This window comes from Cognatilysobacter bugurensis, assembly GCF_014652095.1.
GTDB lineage: Bacteria > Pseudomonadota > Gammaproteobacteria > Xanthomonadales > Xanthomonadaceae > Cognatilysobacter > Cognatilysobacter bugurensis.
This window is the reverse complement of sequence record NZ_BMYD01000001.1, coordinates 1,315,030-1,335,368: the sequence shown is the minus strand read 5'-3', so window position 1 is coordinate 1,335,368 and position 20,339 is coordinate 1,315,030. Positions and strand designations below refer to the sequence as shown.

12 protein-coding genes and 2 tRNA genes are annotated in these 20,339 nt (G+C 69.2%); 12 read left to right on the top strand and 2 right to left on the bottom strand.

Annotated features, from left to right (window positions below; translation table 11 throughout):
* Entirely contained in the window at positions 1-456 is a 456-nt protein-coding gene (locus tag IE075_RS06000; RefSeq protein WP_308427811.1) for a type IV pilin protein, read from the top strand.
* A gap of 264 nt (positions 457-720) precedes the next feature.
* On the opposite strand, the gene IE075_RS05995 is transcribed toward IE075_RS06000, so the two are convergent.
* Positions 721-797 (bottom strand) — tRNA-Asn (locus IE075_RS05995).
* Positions 798-854: 57 nt separating this feature from the next.
* Entirely contained in the window at positions 855-1,397 is a 543-nt protein-coding gene (locus tag IE075_RS05990; RefSeq protein WP_189454226.1) for a GspH/FimT family pseudopilin, read from the bottom strand.
* A gap of 164 nt (positions 1,398-1,561) precedes the next feature.
* On the opposite strand from IE075_RS05990, the gene uvrB reads away from it, so the two are divergent.
* The 11 genes from uvrB (at position 1,562) to pheT (ending at position 20,327) form a co-directional block, all read left to right on the top strand.
* Positions 1,562-3,607, top strand: coding sequence for an excinuclease ABC subunit UvrB (uvrB, locus tag IE075_RS05985; protein ID WP_229792337.1), 2,046 nt, complete (start codon positions 1,562-1,564; stop codon positions 3,605-3,607).
* Between the two features lie 122 nt (positions 3,608-3,729).
* Positions 3,730-3,804: transfer RNA gene (locus tag IE075_RS05980), tRNA-Val, on the top strand.
* A gap of 230 nt (positions 3,805-4,034) precedes the next feature.
* On the top strand, positions 4,035-7,517 hold the full coding sequence (gene recC / locus IE075_RS05975; protein WP_189454222.1) for an exodeoxyribonuclease V subunit gamma: 3,483 nt from the start codon (positions 4,035-4,037) through the stop codon (positions 7,515-7,517).
* Between the two features lie 5 nt (positions 7,518-7,522).
* Positions 7,523-11,128 carry a UvrD-helicase domain-containing protein gene (locus IE075_RS05970; RefSeq protein WP_229792336.1) on the top strand — a complete coding sequence of 1,202 codons (3,606 nt, stop codon included), beginning with the start codon at positions 7,523-7,525 and terminating at the stop codon, positions 11,126-11,128.
* On the top strand, positions 11,125-12,975 hold the full coding sequence (gene recD / locus IE075_RS05965) for an exodeoxyribonuclease V subunit alpha (RefSeq protein ID WP_189454217.1): 1,851 nt from the start codon (positions 11,125-11,127) through the stop codon (positions 12,973-12,975). The genes IE075_RS05970 and recD overlap by 4 nt, the downstream gene beginning before the upstream one ends.
* 252 nt (positions 12,976-13,227) lie before the next feature.
* Positions 13,228-15,141 (top strand): threonine--tRNA ligase, encoded by a 1,914-nt coding sequence (thrS, locus tag IE075_RS05960; RefSeq protein WP_189454216.1) that lies wholly within the window; start codon positions 13,228-13,230, stop codon positions 15,139-15,141.
* A gap of 52 nt (positions 15,142-15,193) precedes the next feature.
* Positions 15,194-15,718 carry a translation initiation factor IF-3 gene (gene infC, locus IE075_RS05955; RefSeq protein ID WP_229792383.1) on the top strand — a complete coding sequence of 175 codons (525 nt, stop codon included), beginning with the start codon at positions 15,194-15,196 and terminating at the stop codon, positions 15,716-15,718.
* 269 nt (positions 15,719-15,987) lie between these two features.
* Complete coding sequence (gene rpmI / locus IE075_RS05950) at positions 15,988-16,185, top strand: 50S ribosomal protein L35 (protein WP_072756407.1); 198 nt, start codon at positions 15,988-15,990, stop codon at positions 16,183-16,185.
* Positions 16,186-16,197: 12 nt separating this feature from the next.
* Complete coding sequence (rplT, locus tag IE075_RS05945; RefSeq protein ID WP_189454213.1) at positions 16,198-16,557, top strand: 50S ribosomal protein L20; 360 nt, start codon at positions 16,198-16,200, stop codon at positions 16,555-16,557.
* A gap of 266 nt (positions 16,558-16,823) precedes the next feature.
* Entirely contained in the window at positions 16,824-17,834 is a 1,011-nt protein-coding gene (pheS, locus tag IE075_RS05940; protein ID WP_189454211.1) for a phenylalanine--tRNA ligase subunit alpha, read from the top strand.
* A 99-nt stretch (positions 17,835-17,933) separates the two neighbouring features.
* Positions 17,934-20,327, top strand: a complete 2,394-nt coding sequence (gene pheT, locus IE075_RS05935) for a phenylalanine--tRNA ligase subunit beta (RefSeq protein WP_189454209.1) — start codon at positions 17,934-17,936, stop codon at positions 20,325-20,327.
* Positions 20,328-20,339 lie beyond the last annotated feature (12 nt).

Here is a 20,339-nt window from a genome sequence, read left to right as displayed (position 1 = left end):
ATGACCACTATCACTCCCCGCATGTTCTTCGGCAGCGCTCGCCGAGCAGGTGGTTTCACGCTCATCGAACTCATGATCACGGTAGCGATCGTGGCAATTTTGGCTAGCGTGGCCATGGCCAGTTACCAGGGTTCGGTCGTAAAAACGCGTCGGGGCAACGCGAAAGCCTGCCTTACGGAAGTAGCCCAGGCGCTGGAGCGCCGGTATACGACGAAGATGACCTATGCCGCAGACGCAGCGGCAACGGATGTGTTGCCGGCAGTGGGCTGCCGTACCGAGATCGCATCGTTCTATACGGTTTCGGCAGTGGACACGCTCACCGCAAGTGCATATGAGCTGCGAGCAGTTCCGCAGGGCAAGCAGGAGACCGCGGATACGCTTTGCGGAACGCTGGGGATCACTAACACCGGAACTAAGAAGGAAAACGGGACCGGCAGCGTCAGCGATTGCTGGTAGTCGAGCGCCGGTTCTTGCGCCGCGGCTCCGGGGCAACGTACTTCGAGTCGGACCTTGATGACGGTGCGCATTAGACCGGGGTTTGATCACTACGCTGCGGTGCGCGCTCGTCAGAACGACTGCAACCGGCCGGCTCGCGGACTGGCCGCACGGCGGGTGAATGCGCGTCCGAAGGGCTCGGCCGCTGAGGCCTGCCGAGCTTGGGCATTGCAAATCAGTCGAGCGGCAAAAAGCCCGCATTGCTGCGGGCTCTTCTTCTAAACCTGGCGCCCGAAGTTGGACTCGAACCAACGACCCCCTGATTAACAGTCAAGTGCTCTAACCGGCTGAGCTATTCGGGCGGGGGCGCACATCGTAACGGGCAGGCGAAGTCGACGCAAGCCATTTGGGGGGCGGGATCAAACGCGGCGCGTGCACCGGGCGGCCGCATGGGTAGACGGGATGTCGGTCCTGATCTGGCCACCGTTCGCGAGCACCAGCGTCGCGGCGTGGCGGGGGCCGCGGCCGTCACAGAGGGTGAAGGTCACGTTGGAACCTGCGTTGCTGCCGTTTGGCTGGAAGACAAGGTGCTTTCGCCCAGCGGTCGAGAACAGTTCGACGTTGCCTTGCAGGGCCGTTTCGACCCGGATCACGGGTTCGCTGCTTCCTGGCAGGCGGTTTCCGTCACTGTCGATGAAGGCAATCCAGCCCAGGCTCCAATTCGTTCCCGGGGTGCAGCTAGATCCAATGCTGGACGGGCAGAGCACGACCTCGCTTCCCGTAACAGTCGCATGGCGCATGCTGTCGTGAAGCGACATGGCGATCGCAGCGCGAGCATTCACGGAGTGCACTCGGGCGCGGGCCGCGCTCCACGCCGGCAGAGCAATGCCCAGCAAGACCGCGGTGATTGCCACCGCGACGAGAAGGTCAAACAAGCTAAAGCCGTACGACGTCTGGCGCATGAACAGATCCTTCCTCGGAGGTCACGCAGGCTACGCAGGCAAATGGACCCCGCCCGTCAGCCTCCAGCCATACGCAGAGTAGGAAAATGCTGGATCCGCCACCATGTTGGCCTCGTCCTGTCAGGCGTCCTCCTCTGCCCATGTCTGTAATTTCAAATACGTCCGTGAGTGCCCAACAGCAGACAGCCGGCGAGGGCCGCTTTCAGCTCGTCTCCCCCTATTCCCCCGCCGGCGACCAGCCCGCGGCGATCGAGAAGCTCGTCAGCGGGTTCGAGAATGGCCTCGCCCACCAGACGCTGCTCGGCGTGACGGGGTCCGGCAAGACCTACACGATCGCGAACGTGATCCAGCAGGTGCAGAAGCCGACGCTGATCATGGCGCCGAACAAGACGCTCGCGGCGCAGCTCTACGGCGAGTTCAAGGGCTTCTTCCCGCACAACGCGGTCGAGTACTTCGTCAGCTACTACGACTACTACCAGCCCGAGGCCTACGTGCCGTCGAGCGACACGTTCATCGAGAAGGACAGCTCGGTGAACGAGCACATCGAGCAGATGCGGCTGTCGGCGACGAAGGCGCTGCTCGAGCGGCGCGACGCGATCATCGTGTGCACGGTATCGGCGATCTACGGCCTGGGCGACCCGAATGAGTACCACCGGATGGTGCTGCATATGGTGCGTGGCGACCGCATCGACCAGCGCGAACTGATCCGGCGCCTCACCGAGATGCAGTACACGCGTAACGACACCGAGTTGCGGCGCGGCACGTACCGCGTGCGCGGCGAGGTCATCGACGTGCATCCGGCGGAAAGCGACGCCGAGGCGCTGCGCATCGAGCTGTTCGACGGCGAGGTGGAGAACCTGTCGGGCTTCGACCCACTCACGGGCGAGGTGCTGCGCAAGCTGCCGCGGTACACGATCTACCCGAAGTCGCATTACGTGAGCACGCGGCGCACGGTGCTCGAGGCGGTCGAGACGATCAAGGTCGAGCTGCGCGAGCGGCTCGAGCAGCTGTACGCGGCGAACAAGCTCGTCGAAGCGCAGCGCCTGCAGCAGCGCACGCAGTTCGACCTGGAGATGCTCGCCGAAGTGGGCTTCTGCAACGGCGTCGAGAACTACTCTCGGCACCTGACGGGCCAAATGCCCGGCGAGCCGCCGCCTTGCCTGTTCGATTACCTGCCGCCCGATGCGCTGCTCGTCTGCGACGAGTCACACGTGACGGTTCCGCAGGTCGGTGCGATGTTCAAGGGCGACCGCTCACGAAAGGAGACGCTGGTGGAGTTCGGCTTCCGCCTGCCGTCGGCGCTGGACAACCGGCCGCTGCGGTTCGAGGAGTGGGAGCGCCGATCGCCGCGCGCGATCTTCGTCTCGGCGACGCCGAGCAATTACGAGCTCGAGAAGTCGGAGGGCGAGGTGGTGGAACTCGTCGTCCGGCCGACGGGCCTCATCGATCCGGAAGTGGAGATCCGCCCCGTCGCGACCCAGGTCGACGACGTGCTCGGCGAGATCAACCTCCGTGTCGCGATGGGCGATCGCGTGCTGATCACCACGCTCACCAAGCGCATGGCCGAGAACCTCACCGAGTACCTCGGCGAGCACGGCGTCAAGGTGCGGTATCTGCACTCGGACATCGACACCGTCGAGCGCGTCGAGATCATCCGCGACCTGCGCCTGGGCAAGTTCGATGTGCTCATCGGCATCAACCTGCTGCGCGAGGGCCTCGACATGCCTGAGGTCTCGCTGGTGGCGATCCTCGATGCGGACAAGGAAGGCTTCCTGCGCTCGACCGGCTCGCTGATCCAGACGATCGGCCGCGCCGCGCGCAACGTGCGGGGCAAGGCGATTCTGTACGCCGACACGGTCACCCGTTCGATGCAAGCCGCGCTCGACGAGACCTCGCGCCGCCGGCAGAAGCAGGTGGAGTACAACGAGGAGCACGGCATCACGCCGGTCTCGACGGTGCGCAAGCTGGTCGACGTGTTCGAAGGCGCACGCGCCGATCCCGAGGCGCTTAAAGCTAAGGGGAAGGGCAAGTCGCGCCGCGTCGCGGAGGACGCACCGGACTACGCATCGATGTCGCCCAACCAGGTGGCCGCGCAGATCAAGGCGCTGGAGCAGAAGATGTACCAGCACGCGCGCGACCTCGAGTTCGAACAGGCCGGCGCGGTGCGCGACGAGCTTCGCAAGCTCAAGGAGCGCGGGCTGATCCATTGAGCGCGGGTCTGTTGATCTCGGGCGCGCGTGACGAAGCGCCCGAATTCGCGCATCGAAGCTGTTGCCGCGGCCGGAACGCCGGGCTACACTGCGCGCCCCTCGCCGGGGTGTTTGCGGCGAACGGGCGGTTAGCTCAGCGGTAGAGCACTACCTTGACATGGTAGGGGTCACAGGTTCGAACCCTGTACCGCCCACCACTTTCGCGGTCCGGCGCATGTCACGCCTGATCGAATGCCAGACCCGGAAAGCCGCCTCTCGCGAGGCGGCTTTTTCGTTTTGCGGATCCGCCCACGGCCGGCCCCCGCACGGCCGAGTATCACGGGCTGAGAATGCCGGCTTTTAAAGTCGTGGCGCCCAGCCGCCGGTCGGCACTGGGCTAGCATCGAGGCGCGTCGGTGTCCGGCGCGCGATCTTCGGGAAGAGCGCGTTGGAAGAATCGGGTCCAGGCTTGGTGGTGTATCGGGCGAGCCGGCTGGAAGCGCTGCTCGACCCGCTCGCGCACCTGCTCGATTCGCAGCGCCCGGAGCATCCCCTCGCGCCGCAGACCCTGATTGCCGCGCACCCGGGCATGAAGCACTGGCTCGTCGGCGCGCTTGCGCGGCGGCAGGGGGCGGGCGGCATCGTCGCGAATCTCGACGTTGTGCTGCCGAGCGCATGGCTCGACTCGCTCGCGGGGCAGGTGCTCGGCGAACAGGCGGTCGCGTTGCAGCCCTACCGCGGCGAGCATCTGCGCTGGCGCATCCATGCCTCGCTCGATTCGATCGACTCCGACGAACTGCGGGCCTACCTGCAGGGCGGGGACGCTGAGCGCCGCCGCTTCCAGCTCGCCGATCGTCTTGCACGGCTATATGCACGCTACCTCGTCTATCGCCCGGACTGGCTCGATGCCTGGGCGCGCGGCGCCGTGCCCCCGCGCGACCCGACGCTGCGCGCAGGCTTCATCGAAGCGCTGTGGCGGCGGTTGCGTCGGCAGATCGGCCTGCCGCACCGCGGCGAGGTGCTCGAGCGGCTCGTCGACGCGATCGGGCAGTATCCGGACCTCGTGCGCTCGGCCGAACCGCTGCACGTGTTCGGCCTGAGCCACCTCGCCCCGGCCGAGCTCGCCCTGCTGCGCGCAGTCTCACGCCACCGGCCGCTCGTGCTCTACATCCCGGACCCCTGCCGCGAGCGCTGGGCCGGGTTGTCGAGCGATCGTCGCCTGTTGCGCGAGCGAGTGCGCGCGGACGCATTCGCGCCCGACACCGAAGCGCTGTTCCTCGATCAGGACCACCCGCTGCTCGCGCAGTGGGGGCGGCTGGGCCAGCACTTCATGCTCGCGCTCGAAGACAGCGAGGCGGATGTGGTCCAGGACGTGCGCCACTGGCGCGACGAAGCGGGCGCCGAGCACGAGGTCGACGATGCGGAAGCGGGCGACAGCCGGTTGCATCGCCTGCAGGACAGCCTCCGGCGGCTCGAGCCCGCACTGCTGTCGCCGGTCGGCGATGTGCACGCGCAACGCGCCGATGCATCGTTGCGCGTGCACGTCTGCCACACGCGGCTGCGTGAGCTCGAAGTGCTGCGCGACGCACTGCTGCAGCAGCGACGCGAGCGGCCGGATCTGCGCCCGTCGGACATCATCGTGATGGCGCCCGACATCCGCACGTACCTCCCGCTGCTGCCGGCGGTATTCGGGCCGCCCGGCCATGCCGATGGTCCGCTGCCGTACCACCTCGCCGATGTCGCCGTGGCGTCGTCGCACAGCCTGTTCGATACGTTCCGGCGCCTGCTCGACGTGCCGCGCTCGCGGCTGACCGCGCCCGAGGTCATCGACCTGCTCGCGCGGCCCGATATCGCGCGTCGCTTCGGCCTCGCCGCGGACGACATCGACCTTGTTGCGAAGTGGCTCGGCGATGCACGCGTGGCCTGGGCGCTGGATGCCGGTTTCCGACACGACCTGGGGCTGCCGCGCGTGTCCGAGCACACGTTCGCCTGGGGCGTGGACCGCATGCTCGCCGGCTACGTGCTCGGCGACGCGGCCGGCGACGACGGCGTGTGCCTGCCCGACGGGAGCGAACTCGCGCCGATCGACGGCATCCACGGCCCTCAGGCTGCCGCGCTCGGTGCACTCGATGCGCTGCTCGTCGAGCTGGCGGACCTGCACAGCGACCGCAACCGCCGCACGCGCGCGTCGGCGTGGGCGCAGCGGTTCGAACACCGGCTCGACGCGATGCTGCGCGTGGACCCCGACGACCGCCTCGCGCTCGACGCGAAGGCGCTGCTGCTGGGGTTCGTGCGCACGATCGCCACGGAGCCGGCGCAGAGCGGGCTGGACCCGGAACTGCCGTTCGACGTCGTGCGCGACCTGCTGCTCGAGCGCCTCGAAGCCGCGCCGCAGCGGCAGGCGTTCCTCATGGGCGGCATGACGGTGTGTGGCATGGTGCCGCAGCGCTCGATCCCGTTCCGCGTGATCGCGGTGATCGGCCTCAACGAGGGCGAGTTCCCGCGTGGCGGAGGCGAGGGCGGGCTGGACCCGATGTCGCGCCACCGGCGGCTCGGCGATCGCGACCTGCGCGGCGACGACCGCTACCTGTTCCTCGAAACCGTGATGTCCGCGCGCGATGCGCTGCACCTGAGCTACGTGGGCGAGGGCGTGCGCGACGGCAAGCCGCGCAACCCGTCCGCGCCGCTCGGCGAGTTGCTTGCCGCGTTCGAGCGCGCCGCAGGCGTCGATGCCGAGGACGACGCGCCGGATGCCGCCGGCGCATGGCAGCGTCCGTGGCTCGTCCGCCATCCGTTGCAGCCGTTCGACGCGCGCTACTTCGACGGACGCGACCCGGCGCTGTTCTCCTTCCGTCGCGACTTCGCGCAGATGGCCGCGCCGCCCGCCGCGCCGCCGCCTGCGCCGTTCCACACGCCCCCCACAGTGCCTGTAGCGATTGCGCCGTCGATCGAGCCGATCGCACTGCACGAGGTGCTCGGGTACTACCGCGACCCGGCTCGCCAGCTGCTCGCGGGCGCGCTTCGCCTGAGGCTCGATGCGCTCGGGGACGGGCGCCTGCCCGACTGCGAGCCGCTCGAGGCCCGCTTCGACGCGATCGACGGCGTCACGCGGCGCGTGTTCGTCCACGCGATCGCGCACGACGCGTTGCCCGACGCCGCGCCGCCGTGGCTTCGTCTGGGCGGCCTGCTGCCGCCCGGCCGCATCGGCGAGGCGGCGTGGCGCGCGGAGTGCGAGAAGGTGCAGTCGCTGCTCGAAGGCGCGCGTCGACACCCGCTGTTCGCCAGCGGCCTGCCGCAGGCGTGCGCGGTGTCGGTCGACATCGATGCGTCCCCGTTCCGCGTACGCGGCGAGTTGCCGCGCTGCTACGAAACCGACGACGCGGTCTGGGTGTTTGATCTCTACCCGGGGCGGCGCGAGGACGCGCTGGATTTCCGCGCCCGCATCGGCCTGTTCGTCGAATGGGCGCTGCTGCGCCTGCGCGATGCCGCGGGTGATCGCGCCGCGCGGTTGTGTGCGCTGACCGAGACCGACAGCGCGCGCTGGCAGCAGTCGATCAACGAGTGGGATGCGCAGTTCATGGCGCATGCGAGCGACGGCGACATCGAGGCGTGCGCCCAGCGGCTCGATGCATTGCGCGCGCGCGTGGGCCGGCTGCTCGATTTCTGGGTGCAGGCGCAGGCCGCACCGTCGTGGTACTTCCCGAAGACGAGCTGGGTCGCGGCGACCGCGCCTGCGAAAACCGCCGATGCCTGGCTCGGCGGTCGGCAGCACGTCGGCGAGCGCGATTACGGCCTCGGCTATGCGCGGCTGCTCGCGAGCGAGCGCGATTTTCGGCCGGGCACGGCGGACCACGAACTTCTCGAATCGATCGCGCGCGACCTGCACGGCCTGATCCATTTCGCCGAACGCGACGCCGAGGCCACGGCATGACGCGCATGGACGCGCCTCAGCCGATCGGGCCGCAACGCCTGCAGGACTGGCGCGCACTGCCGCTGCACGACGGCGGGCGCAGCCTCATCGAAGCGAGCGCCGGCACCGGCAAGACGTGGACGATTTCCGTGCTGTATCTGCGCCTGCTGCTTGAAGGCGACACGCCGCTCGCGGCCTCGCGCGTGGCCGTCACCACGTTCACCGACGCGGCGGCACAGGAGCTGCGCGAGCGGCTGCGCCGGCGCCTCGCGTGGGCCGAGCGCCGCGCGTGCGCGATGCTCGAGCAGTCGGAGTTGCCTGACGAGGACGGCGGCAGCGATGACGCCTGGCTGCGCGCGCGCTGGCACGAGCCCAACCCGTCGCGCGTGCGCGGCGACCTCAACCGGCTGCGGCTCGCGCAGGTCGAGCTCGACCTCGCGCCGATCAGCACGCTGCACGGCTTCTGCCGACGCGTGCTCGCCGATTACCCCTTTGAATGCGGCAGCGCGTTCCTGCCGGCCGAGATGGCATGCGCACGCACGCTGCACGATGAGCTCGTGCAGGACCTGTGGCGTGAGCTCGTGCAGTCGCCGGGCGCGCTCGATGACGGCGCGCAGGCCTGGGTGGAAGCCGGTCGCGGCGCGCTGTCGCGTGCGCTCGCGCAGGCGCTTGCGCCGGGCGTGTCGATCCGCGCGCTCGATGCCGCGACGCTGCAGGAATTGCAGCACGGCGACAACGCGGCGCTGTTGCGGGATTTCTGCGCGGACGTCGGCTGGTTCGCGCGCTCGAACGCCGCGCTGATCCGCGTGCTGCATGCGCTGGCCGACGGCATCGACGCGCGCTGCGCCGTGGAGCTGCCAAAGGACGCGCGGCGTCACCTGTTCGACGAGCTGCACAAGCAGATCAAGCCCGCCCGTTACGACGCCGCGCTCGCGCATCCGGCAATCTCGCTCGCGCAGCGCGCGGTGCGCCTGCTGCCGCACGCGGCCGCGCCGATGAAAGCCGAGGCGCTGCGCCGGTTCACCGCGCAACTGCGCGAACGCCGCGAGCACCGCCTGCGCGAGCACGGGTTGCTGACGTTCGACGCACAGATCGAGCGGGTGCATGCCGCGCTGCGCGGACCGGACGCCGATGGATTCGCGGCGCGCCTGTTCGAAGCCTGGCCGGTCATGCTCGTCGACGAATTCCAGGACACGGACACGCAGCAGTTCGCGATCCTCGACCGCATCTACCGCGACGAAATCGGCGCGCCGCGCGGCCGGCTCGTGATGATCGGCGACCCCAAGCAGGCGATCTACCGTTTTCGCGGCGGTGACATCCACGCCTATCTCGCCGCGCGCGAAGGCGCGGACACGCTGCTGCATCTCGACGTCAACCAGCGTTCCTCGCGTGCGCTCGTCACCGCGTTCAACGAATGGCATGCGCTTGCCGGCACCGCGCTCGGCCAGGACGGGCGGCTCGGCATCCGGGTCGAGCCCGTGCATGCGGCCGGTCGCGCCGATGCGCAGCCGCTCGTCGAGGACGGCGGCCCCTGCACGCGGCCGCTGGTATTCCACGTGCAGTCCGACTGCCCGTCCACGCGCGACGAGCGCCGCACGCAGGCGCTGCGCGCGTGTGCGAATCAGATCGCCGGCATGCTCGACGCCGGGCGACACCGCATCGGCGACGACCCCCTCCAGCCCGGCGACATCGCCGTGCTGCTGCCGCGCCACGGCGACATCGTGCAGCTGCGCGCCCTGTTGCTCGAGCGTCGCGTGCCGTGCGTGGGCACGAGCCGCGACAGCGTGTTCTCAACGCCGATCGCACGCGACCTGCTCATCTTCCTGCACGGCATCGCCCACGCCGGCGATGACGCGGCCGTCCGCGCGGCGCTGGCCACGCGGCTGGGCGGCCACACCTGGGATGCGCTGCAGCGCCTGCGCGAAGACCCGCTCGCCTGGCAGCCGATCGCGCAGCGCTTCGTGCAATGGCGCGCGCGCTGGCAGGCCGGCGGCGTGCTCGCCGCGGTGCGTGACGTGATCGCCGATTGCGGCCCGCGCCTCGTCGCCGGCGGCGACGGCGAGCGCGTGCTCACCGATCTCCGGCACTTGGCCGAACTGCTGCAGGAGACGAGCCTGCGCGTCGACGGCGTGCAGGCGCTGCTCGCCTGGTTTGCCGCGCAGCGCGACGCCGAGCCCGAGGCGACCGAGGCCGCGGAAGAGCAGCAGCTGCGCATCGAATCCGATGCCCGCCGCGTGCGCCTGATGACGCTGCACGCGAGCAAGGGCCTCGAGTTTCCGATCGTGTTCCTGCCGCTGATGTGGGACCACACCGGCCGTGAGCCGACGCTGCCGGTGGTGCACGACGCCGAATCCGGCACGCGCGTGCTCGATCTCGGCGGCGAGCATTTCGACGATGCGATGCGCCAGGCCTGCGTCGAGGACCAGGACGAGCGTTTCCGGGTGCTGTACGTCGCGCTCACCCGCGCGAAGCACGCCTGCCACGTCTACGTGTTGCCGGTCGACCGCAACGACGGCGTCTCCAAGTCGCCGCCCGCCGACCCGCACCGTTCCGCACTCGACGCAATGGTCGAGCGCCTGCAGGCGCAGCTCGCGCCGGGCGGATCGGTCGAGGACGTCGCGCACGCGATCGAGTGGCGCATCGGCTGGCCATGGCCGGTGGTGCGCTGTCGTGACGAAAACGAGACGCGCCCGCTGCGCGCGAAAGCGGTGGTTGAGCCCGCAGCCGCACGGCCGCAGGCGAAGCACAGCTTCTCCACGCTGACCCGCGTTCGCCTCGATGCGGTCGAGGAGGCAGCGGCCAGCGACGAGGCGCATCTGTCCGTCGAACCGGACTCGGTCGACGACGCCATGCCCTCGGCGGCCGACGAGGACGCGCATCCCGAGTTGCTCGCACTGGGCCACGTACGCGGCGCCGACTTCGGCAATGCACTCCACGCGATCTTCGAACACCGCCGCGTCGGCGAACCGGTGACGTCGCAGCTCGACCTCGTGCGCAGCAGCCTGCTCGAAGCCGGCGTGCGCGTGCGCGACGCATCGATCGACGAGCTCGTGCGTCCGCTCGCCGCGCGCGTGCAGGCCACGCTCGACGCGGCGCTGCTGCCCGCCACGCGCCCCGGCCTCACGCTCGGCGCGCTCCCGGCGGCTGCGATACGCGCGGAGATGGAGTTCCATTACGCGATCGACGACGTCGCGGTTCGTGCGCTCCGTGCGGCCTGCGCCGCACACGGCGAGCCCGACCTCGTGCCGATGCTCGCGACGCCCCGTCTCAACGGGCTGATGACCGGCAAGATCGACCTCGTGTTCGAGCACGGCGGTCGCTTCCACGTGCTCGACTACAAGGGCAACCATCTCGGCGATCGCATCTCCGACTACGCGCCGGCCGCGCTGCGCGCCGCGATGGACGCACACCACTACCGCTTCCAGGCGCTGCTCTACACCGTGGCCGTCGACCGCTACCTGCGCGGTCGCCTCGCACGCTACGACCGCGCTATGCACCTGGGCGAGGCGATCTACGTGTTCGTACGCGCCGCCGGCCTCGCGCCCGGCGCGGGCATGTGGACGCAGCGTTTCGACGATGCGCTGCTCGCCGCCGTCGACCGCGTGCTCGGCGCCGCGGAGGTCCCGGCATGAGCGGATACGGCTTCCGGCGCGACGGAGGCGAGTTCGCGAGCGACACCTGGCGTCCGCTCGACCGCGCCGTGCACCGCTGGGTGCTTGCGCACGGCGGCTGCGCCGCACTCGCGCGGCTTGCGGCGTGGGCGAGCTACGCGGACGGGCAGGGCGACGCCGCCCTGCCGATGGATCCGACCCGCCACGGGATGGCGCCGCTGTCCGACGCCGAGCTCGCGCAGGTGCACCACGACCCGCTCGTCGACGCCGGCGCGCACGACGCCATGCGCCCGTTCGTGATGGACACCGCGCACTTCTACCTGCGCCGCAACCATTCGAACGAGTGCCGTGTGGCGGCGTCGCTCGATGCACGTCGCAATGCCGCATCGTCAGTCGCGATCGACGACGGCGACCTCGATGCGCTGTTCGACGGCGATCGCAGCAACGCGGTCGCACCGCAGCGCGCCGCGGTGCGCGCCGTGGTCGGACGCCGGCTGTTCGTGCTGACCGGTGGGCCTGGCACCGGCAAGACCACGACCGTGCTGCGCATGCTCGCGATGCTGCAACGCCAAGCCGAAGCCCCGCTTTCGATCGCAGTCTCGGCGCCGACCGGCAAGGCCGCGCAGCGGCTCGTCGATGCGCTGCGCCGCGGCCGCCAACAGCTGCTCGCACGCGACCTGCCGCCGGCGTGGCGTGCGGCGGTCGATGCGCTGCCCGACGGCGACGCGCTCACGCTGCATCGCCTGCTCGGCTTCGACCCGCAGCGCAACGCATTCCGTTTCCACGCCAAGCGGCCTTTGACCGCGGACGTCGTCGTGGTCGACGAGGCCTCGATGGTCGATCTGGCGCTGCTGCGCGGTCTGCTCGATGCGGTCCGGCCCGATGCCGCGCTCGTGCTCGTCGGCGACGCGGACCAGCTGGCATCGGTGTCGACCGGGTCGGCGCTGATGGACGTCGTCAGCGTGCTCGAACGCGAGCGCGACGGAGCGCTCGTCCGCCTTCGGCACAGCTTCCGCGCCGAACGCACGCTCGTGGCGCTCAATGAGACGGTTCGCACGGGCGACGCCGCGGGCTTCGCGCAGGCGGTCGAGGCCGCCGGAGAACGCGCGGCCCACCGGCGCGTCGACGACACCGCCCGGCTCGCGACACAGCTGCGCGCCTGGAGTGAGCGGCTCGCAGCACTGACGGCGCTGCGGGCGTCGCCGGCCGCCGAACCGGAAGCATTGCGTGCGACCGCGCTCGCCGCGCTCGACGCGTTGTCGCAGCAACAGCTGCTGTGCGCATTGCGCGAGGACGTGTTCGGAGCGGTCGCGACCAACCGCACGATCGAGCGCCATCTGCGGCGCGCCTGGCGCGAGCCGGAACGTGCGGAGTGGTACGCGGGTCGTGCGGTCATCGTCACCCGCAACGATGCCGCGTCGCGCCTGTTCAACGGCGACGTCGGCGTGTGCCTCGCGGATGCCGACGGCCGCCTGCAGGTCTGGTTCGAAACGGCGGACGCCTCCGGCGCCCGAGACGTGCGCGGCTTTCCGCCCGGAGCGCTGCCCCCGCATGAGCCCGCGTTTGCGATCACCGTGCACAAGAGCCAGGGCTCGGAGTACGCGCACGTGGCCGTGCTGCTGCCGCCCGATCCCGCACATCGCATCCTCTCGCGCCAGTTGCTCTACACCGCGGTGTCGCGCGCCCGGGAGCGGGTCGAGCTGTGGAGCAGCGACGCCGCGCTCCACGCTGCACTCGCGCAGCCGGTGGAGCGCAGCGGACGGCTTGCCGAGCGCCTCGCCCGCTTGCCTGTCGCGGATGCCGCTCCGGAGCAACCGAAACCCGTGCCCGTCGTGGCCACGCCGCGGCAGGGCGAGCTCGCGTTTTGATCGGACGGTTGACTTCGGCCCGGGCGGTCCCCAACCATGCTCTCCCGCCGCACCGTCCGGGTGCGGTCCAGCCGAAGGTGACCCGCGCGAACGCGCCGGTCGAGCGTGCGACATGAGCACTACCGCCTCCCATCGCTGACCGCTCCGCGCGCCGCTTCGACGGTGCGACCCGCTTCTGCTTCTGTCCCGTCCGGCCCGCGCCGGCACGTCTTCGATTCCACGCCCGCCCGACGGGCCGCACCGGTATTCCCGATGATCGCGATCACGCTCCCCGACGGCAGCCGCCGTGAGTTCGACCACCCCGTGTCCGTCATGGACGTCGCCGCTTCGATCGGCCCCGGCCTTGCGAAGGCCACCGTGGCCGGCGAAGTCGACGGCAAGCTCGTCGATGCCTGCGACGTCATCGACCACGACGCGAAGCTGCGCATCATCACGCCGAAGGACGCCGAGGGCGTCGAGATCATCCGCCATTCCTGCGCGCACCTCGTCGGCCACGCGGTCAAGCAGCTCTACCCGAGCGCGAAGATGGTGATCGGCCCCGTCATCGACGAGGGTTTCTACTACGACATCTGGAGCGAGCGTCCGTTTACGCCCGATGACCTCGCCGCGATCGAAAAGCGCATGGCGGAGCTCATCGAGACCGAGTACAGCGTCATCAAGAAGATGACGCCGCGCGATGAGGTCATCGAGACGTTCAAGTCGCGCGGCGAGGACTACAAGCTGCGCCTCGTCGAGGACATGCCCGAAGAAACCCACATGGGCCTGTACCACCACGAGGAATACGTCGACATGTGCCGCGGTCCGCACGTGCCGAACACGCGCTTTCTCAAGGCGTTCAAGCTCACGCGCATCTCCGGTGCGTACTGGCGCGGCGACTCGAAGAACGAGCAGCTGCAGCGCATCTACGGCACCGCCTGGGCCGATGCGAAGCAGCTCAAGGCCTACATCCAGCGCATCGAGGAAGCCGAGAAGCGCGACCACCGCAAGATCGCAAAGCAGCAGGACCTGTTCCACCTGCAGGAAGAAGGCCCCGGCCTGATCTTCTGGCATCCGAAGGGCTGGTCGATCTGGCAGGTGGTCGAGCAGTACATGCGCAAGGTCTACCGCGAATCCGGCTACCAGGAAGTGCGCTGTCCGCAGATCCTCGACGTGTCGCTGTGGCAGAAGTCCGGCCACTGGGACAACTACAAGGACAACATGTTCTTCACCGAGTCCGAGAAGCGGACCTACGCGCTGAAGCCCATGAACTGCCCGGGCCACGTGCAGGTGTTCAACCAGGGCCTGCACAGCTACCGCGACCTGCCGATCCGCTACGGCGAGTTCGGTGCCTGCCACCGCAACGAGCCGTCCGGCGCGCTGCACGGCATCCTGCGCGTGCGCGGTTTCACGCAGGACGACGGCCACGTGTTCTGCACCGAGGACCAGATCGAGGCCGAGGTCCGCGCGTTCCACCAGCAGGCGCTCGGGGTCTATGCCGATTTCGGCTTCACCGATATCCAGATCAAGATCGCCCTGCGCCCGGACAACCGCCTCGGTGATGACGCGACCTGGGACAAGGCTGAGGACGCGTTGCGCTCGGCCCTGCGCGCCGCTGGTGTCGAGTGGGAGGAACTGCCGGGCGAGGGTGCGTTCTACGGCCCGAAGATCGAATACCACCTGCGCGACGCGATCGGCCGCACCTGGCAGCTCGGCACGATGCAGGTCGATTTCATGATGCCCGGCCGCCTCGGCGCCGAGTACGTCGACGAGAGCAGCCAGCGCCGCCAACCGGTCATGCTGCACCGCGCCATCGTGGGCTCGATGGAGCGCTTCATCGGCATCCTGATCGAGCACCACGCCGGCCAATTCCCGGCCTGGCTGGCACCCGTGCAGGCGGTTGTCATGAATATCACGGACGCCCAGGGCGACTACGTGGCCGAGGTCCGGAAAACCCTTTCAAATCAAGGTTTCCGGGTGGACGCGGATTTGCGGAACGAAAAAATCGGCTATAAGATCCGCGAGCACACGCTGCAGCGGGTGCCGTACCTGCTCGTGGTCGGAGACCGCGAGCGTGAAAACGGCATGGTTGCAGTGCGCACGCGGGGCGGTGAGGATCTCGGCTCTATGTCCGTCGCCGATTTTGCTTCGCGTTTGCACGACGAGGGCGCACCGCGTCCCGTAGCCTGACCTTGAACCCGGTCGCACGGCGGCCGGCACGATCCACACCGGAGATTGCAACATCAGCACCCCCGACAAGCCGAACCGGAAGAACAGCGAGATCCGCGTCCCGCGCGTGCGCGTCATTGGCAGCGATGGCGAGATGATCGGCGTCCTGACGCGCGATGAAGCGCTGAGCCAGGCGCAGGATGAAGGCCTCGACCTCGTCGAGATCCAGCCGAACGCCGATCCGCCGGTCTGCAAGATCATGGACTTCGGTAAGTACAAGTTCGAGCTTCAGAAGAAGGCGAACGAGGCGAAGAAGAAGTCCAAGCAGATCGAGATCAAGGAAATGAAGTTCCGGCCGGTCACCGACGAGGGTGACTACCAGATCAAGCTGCGCAACATGCGGCGCTTCCTTGAAGAAGGCGACAAGATCAAGGTCAACATCCGGTTCCGCGGCCGCGAGATGAGCCATCAGGAGCTCGGACGTGCGATGGCCAATCGCATCGAGCAGGATCTGGGCGAGGACATTGTCATCGAGTCCCGGCCGCGGCTCGAAGGCCGTCAGATGGTGATGATGATCGCGCCGAAGAAGAAGCAGTAAGCGCGAGCATTGAGGTCCCGGCAGCCCGTCTTCGTGACGGGCTGCTGCGTTTCAGGCCCTGCTGGGGCCTGCAAGCCGTTCAATTTGCACGCGATTCACTGCTCGTGCACAATGCGCGGCCCGGTTCGCGCCGGGCGTGCCAGCAGGCACGAGGACAGGTCGCCCCGCGAGGGCGGCATTCGCCGGTCAGGGCAGGATGGAAAGCGCGGCGGTTCCGTTGAGGAAACCGCGGCCGCCCGGCCAGTCAAAGAATCCGAAAGGACATCGCAATGCCCAAGATCAAGACGAATCGGGCGGCGGCCAAGCGCTTCCGGAAGACCGCTTCCGGGAAGTACAAGTGCGGCCACGCCAACAAGAGCCACATCCTCACCAAGAAGGCGACCAAGCGGAAGCGCAATCTCCGGCAGACGAACCACGTTCGTCCCGAAGACGCGGGCCGTCTGGACCGCATGCTGCCGTATTTGTGAGGAGAGTGAGCAATGGCACGAGTTAAACGTGGTGTACAGGCGCGCCGTCGCCACAAGAAGGTCCTCGCTCAGGCGAAGGGTTACTACAACGCACGCCGCAAGGTGTTCCGCGTCGCCAAGCAGGCGGTCACGAAGGCGCTGCAGTACGCCTACATCGGCCGCAAGCAGAAGAAGCGCAATTTCCGTCAGCTGTGGATCGCGCGTATCAATGCCGCTTCCCGCCAGAACGGCATGAGCTACAGCCGCTTCATCAACGGTCTCATGAAGGCCGGTATCACGCTCGATCGCAAGGTGCTGGCCGACATCGCCGTGCACGACGCAGCGGGCTTTACCGTGCTGACCGAGAAGGCCAAGGGCGCGCTCGCGGCGTAAGAAGCACGAAGCGCAGTCCGCAGCGATGCGGGCTACGTCGAAGCCTCACGCATGGGGAAGGGCGCAAGTCCTTCCCCATGTGCGTTTTGGGCCCCGCACTTTCCGTCCGTCGCAGGGCTGCCGGCCTCAAGCCGACCGGACCGTGCCGACCCGCATCCCTGCAAGACTGTCTCCCGGCTTCATCGACATCGAGGTCGTCATCCCGAGCGCGGTGCCGCGGCGCCCGCCAGTGCGCTCGGGATGACCACTTCCAGGTCCTACCGCAGATGAGCGACATCGAATCCCTGACCCGGCAGGCGTTGGCCGACATCGCCGCCGCCGATTCCCCCGATGCCGTCGAGGCGCTGCGCGTCGCGCTGCTCGGCAAGGCCGGCCGCGTCACCGCGCAGCTCAAGCAGCTGGGCGCGCTGCCGCCCGAACAGCGCAAGACCGCCGGCGAGGCGATCAACCGAGCACGCGACGAGCTCACGGCCGCGTTGACCGAGCGCAGGGCAATGCTCGACGCCGCGGCGCTCGACGCACGGCTCGCGTCCGAAACGATCGACGTGACGCTGCCCGGCGTCGACGCCACGCGCGGAGGCCTGCATCCGGTCAGCCGCACGCTCGAGCGCATCGCCGACATCTTCGGCCGGCTCGGCTTCGAACTCGCCGACGGTCCCGAGATCGAGGACGACTGGCATAACTTCGAAGCGCTGAACTTCCCGCCGCACCACCCGGCGCGCGCGATGCACGACACGTTCTACTTCGACGACGGCCGGCTGCTGCGCACGCACACCTCGGGCGTGCAGGTGCGTTACATGCAGCGCCTCGTGGCTGCCGGGCGCACGCCGCCGCTGCGCATGATCGCGGCCGGCAAGGTCTACCGCAGCGACAGCGACCAGACGCACACGCCGATGTTCCATCAGGTCGAAGGCCTGCTCGTCGACGAGCGCGCGAGCTTCGCCGACCTCAAGGGCACGTTGGCCGAGTTCGTGCGTGCGTTCTTCGAGCGCGATTTCGAGATGCGCTTCCGTCCGAGCTACTTCCCGTTCACTGAGCCGTCGGCGGAAGTCGACATTGCTTGGCAGCAGCCCGACGGCAGCACGCGCTGGCTCGAGGTGCTCGGCTGCGGCATGGTGCATCCGACCGTGCTGCGCAACGTCGGCATCGACCCGGAGAAGTACACGGGCTACGCGTTCGGCCTCGGTGTCGAGCGCTTTACGATGCTGCGCTATGGCGTCGACGACCTGCGCAGCTTCTTCGAGAACGACGTGCGGTTCCTGAGGCAGTTCGCCTGACCGCAACTACGGGCCGCCTGCACCGCGCCGCCCGGTGCCGCTGCGCGCGCGCCCCGCGATGAGCCGCCACGCCTCACCTTTCACGAGTCACGACCGCCCATGAAATTCAGCGAAAACTGGCTGCGCCAGCACGTGCCCACCGCCGCATCGCGCGACGAGCTCGCCGCGACGCTGACGGCGATCGGCCTGGAAGTCGAGGACGTCACGGCGCTGGGCGCATCGCTCGACGGTGTCGTCGTCGCGCGCATCGTGAGCGCCGAGAAGCACCCGGAAGCCGACCGCCTGCAGGTGTGCCGGGTCGACACCGGCAGCGGCGAGCCGGTGCAGATCGTCTGCGGCGCGCCGAACGCGCGCGTGGGCCTGCTCGCGCCGCTTGCGACCGTCGGCGCGACCCTGCCGGGCGGGCTCGCGATCAAGCCCGCGAAGCTGCGCGGCGTCGAATCGCAGGGCATGTTGTGCTCGGCGAAAGAGCTCGGCGTCGACGCCGATGCATCCGGTCTGCTGGAACTGCCGGCCGACGCGCCTGTCGGCACCTCGATTGCGCAATACCTGGGCCTGCCCGACGCGACGATCGAGATCAAGCTCACGCCGAACCGCGCGGACTGCTTCAGCGTGCGCGGCATCGCATTCGACGTCGCGGCCGCGACGGGTGTCGAGGTCGCGCCGCTCGCGATCGAGCCTGTCCGCGCGCAGTCGCAGGCGACGCTCGAGATCCGTCTCGGTGCCGGCGCCGACGCGCCGCGTTACTGCGGGCGCGTGATCGAGCAGGTCGACGCCGCGGCGCCGACGCCCGCGTGGATGGCCGAGCGCCTGCGCCGCAGCGGCATCCGCCCGCTGTCGCTGATCGTCGACGTCACCCAGTACGTGATGCTCGAGCTCGGCCAGCCGATGCATGCGTTCGACCGCGACACACTGGCCGGCCCGGTCGGCGTGCGTCACGCGCGCGCGGGCGAGACGCTCAAGCTGCTCGACGGTCGCGACGCCGCGCTCGCCGAGGACTTCCTCGTGGTCACCGACGCGGACCGTCCGGTCGCGCTTGCGGCCGTCATGGGCGGGTTCGACACCCGAGTGACCGACCCGACGCGTTCGGTGTTCCTCGAATCGGCTCACTTCGCGCCCGCCGCGATCATCGGCCGCGGCCGCAAGCTCGGCCTGCACACTGATGCCGCGCACCGCTTCGAGCGCGGCGTGGACCCGCAGCTGCCGCGCATCGCGATCGAGTACGCGACGCGCCTGATCCTCGATGCCGCGGGCGGCGTCCCGGGCCCGGTCGTCGAGGCCGCGCTCGCCGAACACCTGGCCCCGCCGCAGGCGATCGGGCTGCGCCGGGCACGCCTTGCGCGCGTGCTCGGGCTTGAGGTCGCCGACGGCGAGGTCGAGCGCATCCTGCGCGCGCTGGGCTTGTCGGTGGAGGCGACGACCGAAGGCTGGTCGGTCACGCCGCCGAGCCGGCGTTTCGATCTGGCGATCGAGGAAGACCTCATCGAAGAGATCGCCCGCGTCCACGGGTACGACAAGGTGCCCACGACGCTCCCGGGCGGTGCGGCGACGCTCGTGGCGCCGAGCGAAGCGCGTGTTGACGACGCGACGCTCCGCCGCCAGCTGGTCGCGCGCGACTTCCTGGAAACGATCAATTACGCGTTCGTCGACGCGTCGCTGCTCGAGCAATGGGGCTCGACCGACGGCGCCGTCCGCCTTGCAAATCCGCTCAGCGCCGAGCTCGGCGTGATGCGCACGATGCTGCTGCCCGGCCTCGTCGCCGCGCTTGCCCGGAACACGGCGCGGCAGCAGGCGCGCGTGCGGTTGTTCGAGCTCGGGCGCGTGTTCACGGCCGCCGGCGCAGGCGGCGCGCCGCGCGAGACACGGCGCATCGCGGCCGTCGCGACGGGTCCGGTCGCGGCCGAGCAGTGGGGCGTGTCCGCGCGTCCGGTGGGATTCCACGACCTCAAGGGCGACCTCGAAACCCTCGCGGCCGCATCGGGCGCCGTGCTCCAGTACCGCCCGGCCCAGCCGTCCTGGGCGCATCCGGGCCGCGCGGCCGAGGTGGTGCGTCTCCAGACCGACGGGACACAGTCGGTGCTGGGCTGGATCGCGCAGCTTCATCCGCGGCTGCAGCAGGCGCTCGGGCTCGACCACGACGTGGTGGCGTTCGAACTCGACCTCGAGCCGCTTGCCGTCCGCGCGCTGCCGCGTTCGGGGGCGGTTTCCAAGTTCCCGTCCGTCCGCCGCGATCTCGCGTTCGTCGTCGCACAGGACGTGCCTTGGAGTGCGATCGAAGCGACCGTCCGATCCGCTGCAGGCCTGTCGCTGCGCGAGCTCGTGCTGTTCGATCGCTATCAGGGCAAGGGGGTCGAAACCGGGTTCAAGAGCTTGGCTATGGGCTTGATTCTGCAGGAAGAAGCGCGCACCCTCACTGACCGCGATGTGGAGGCTGTCGTAGCCGAAACGCTCGCGGCATTGCAGCGCGAGCACGGCGCGCTCATCCGGTCGTGACGCACCGGTTGG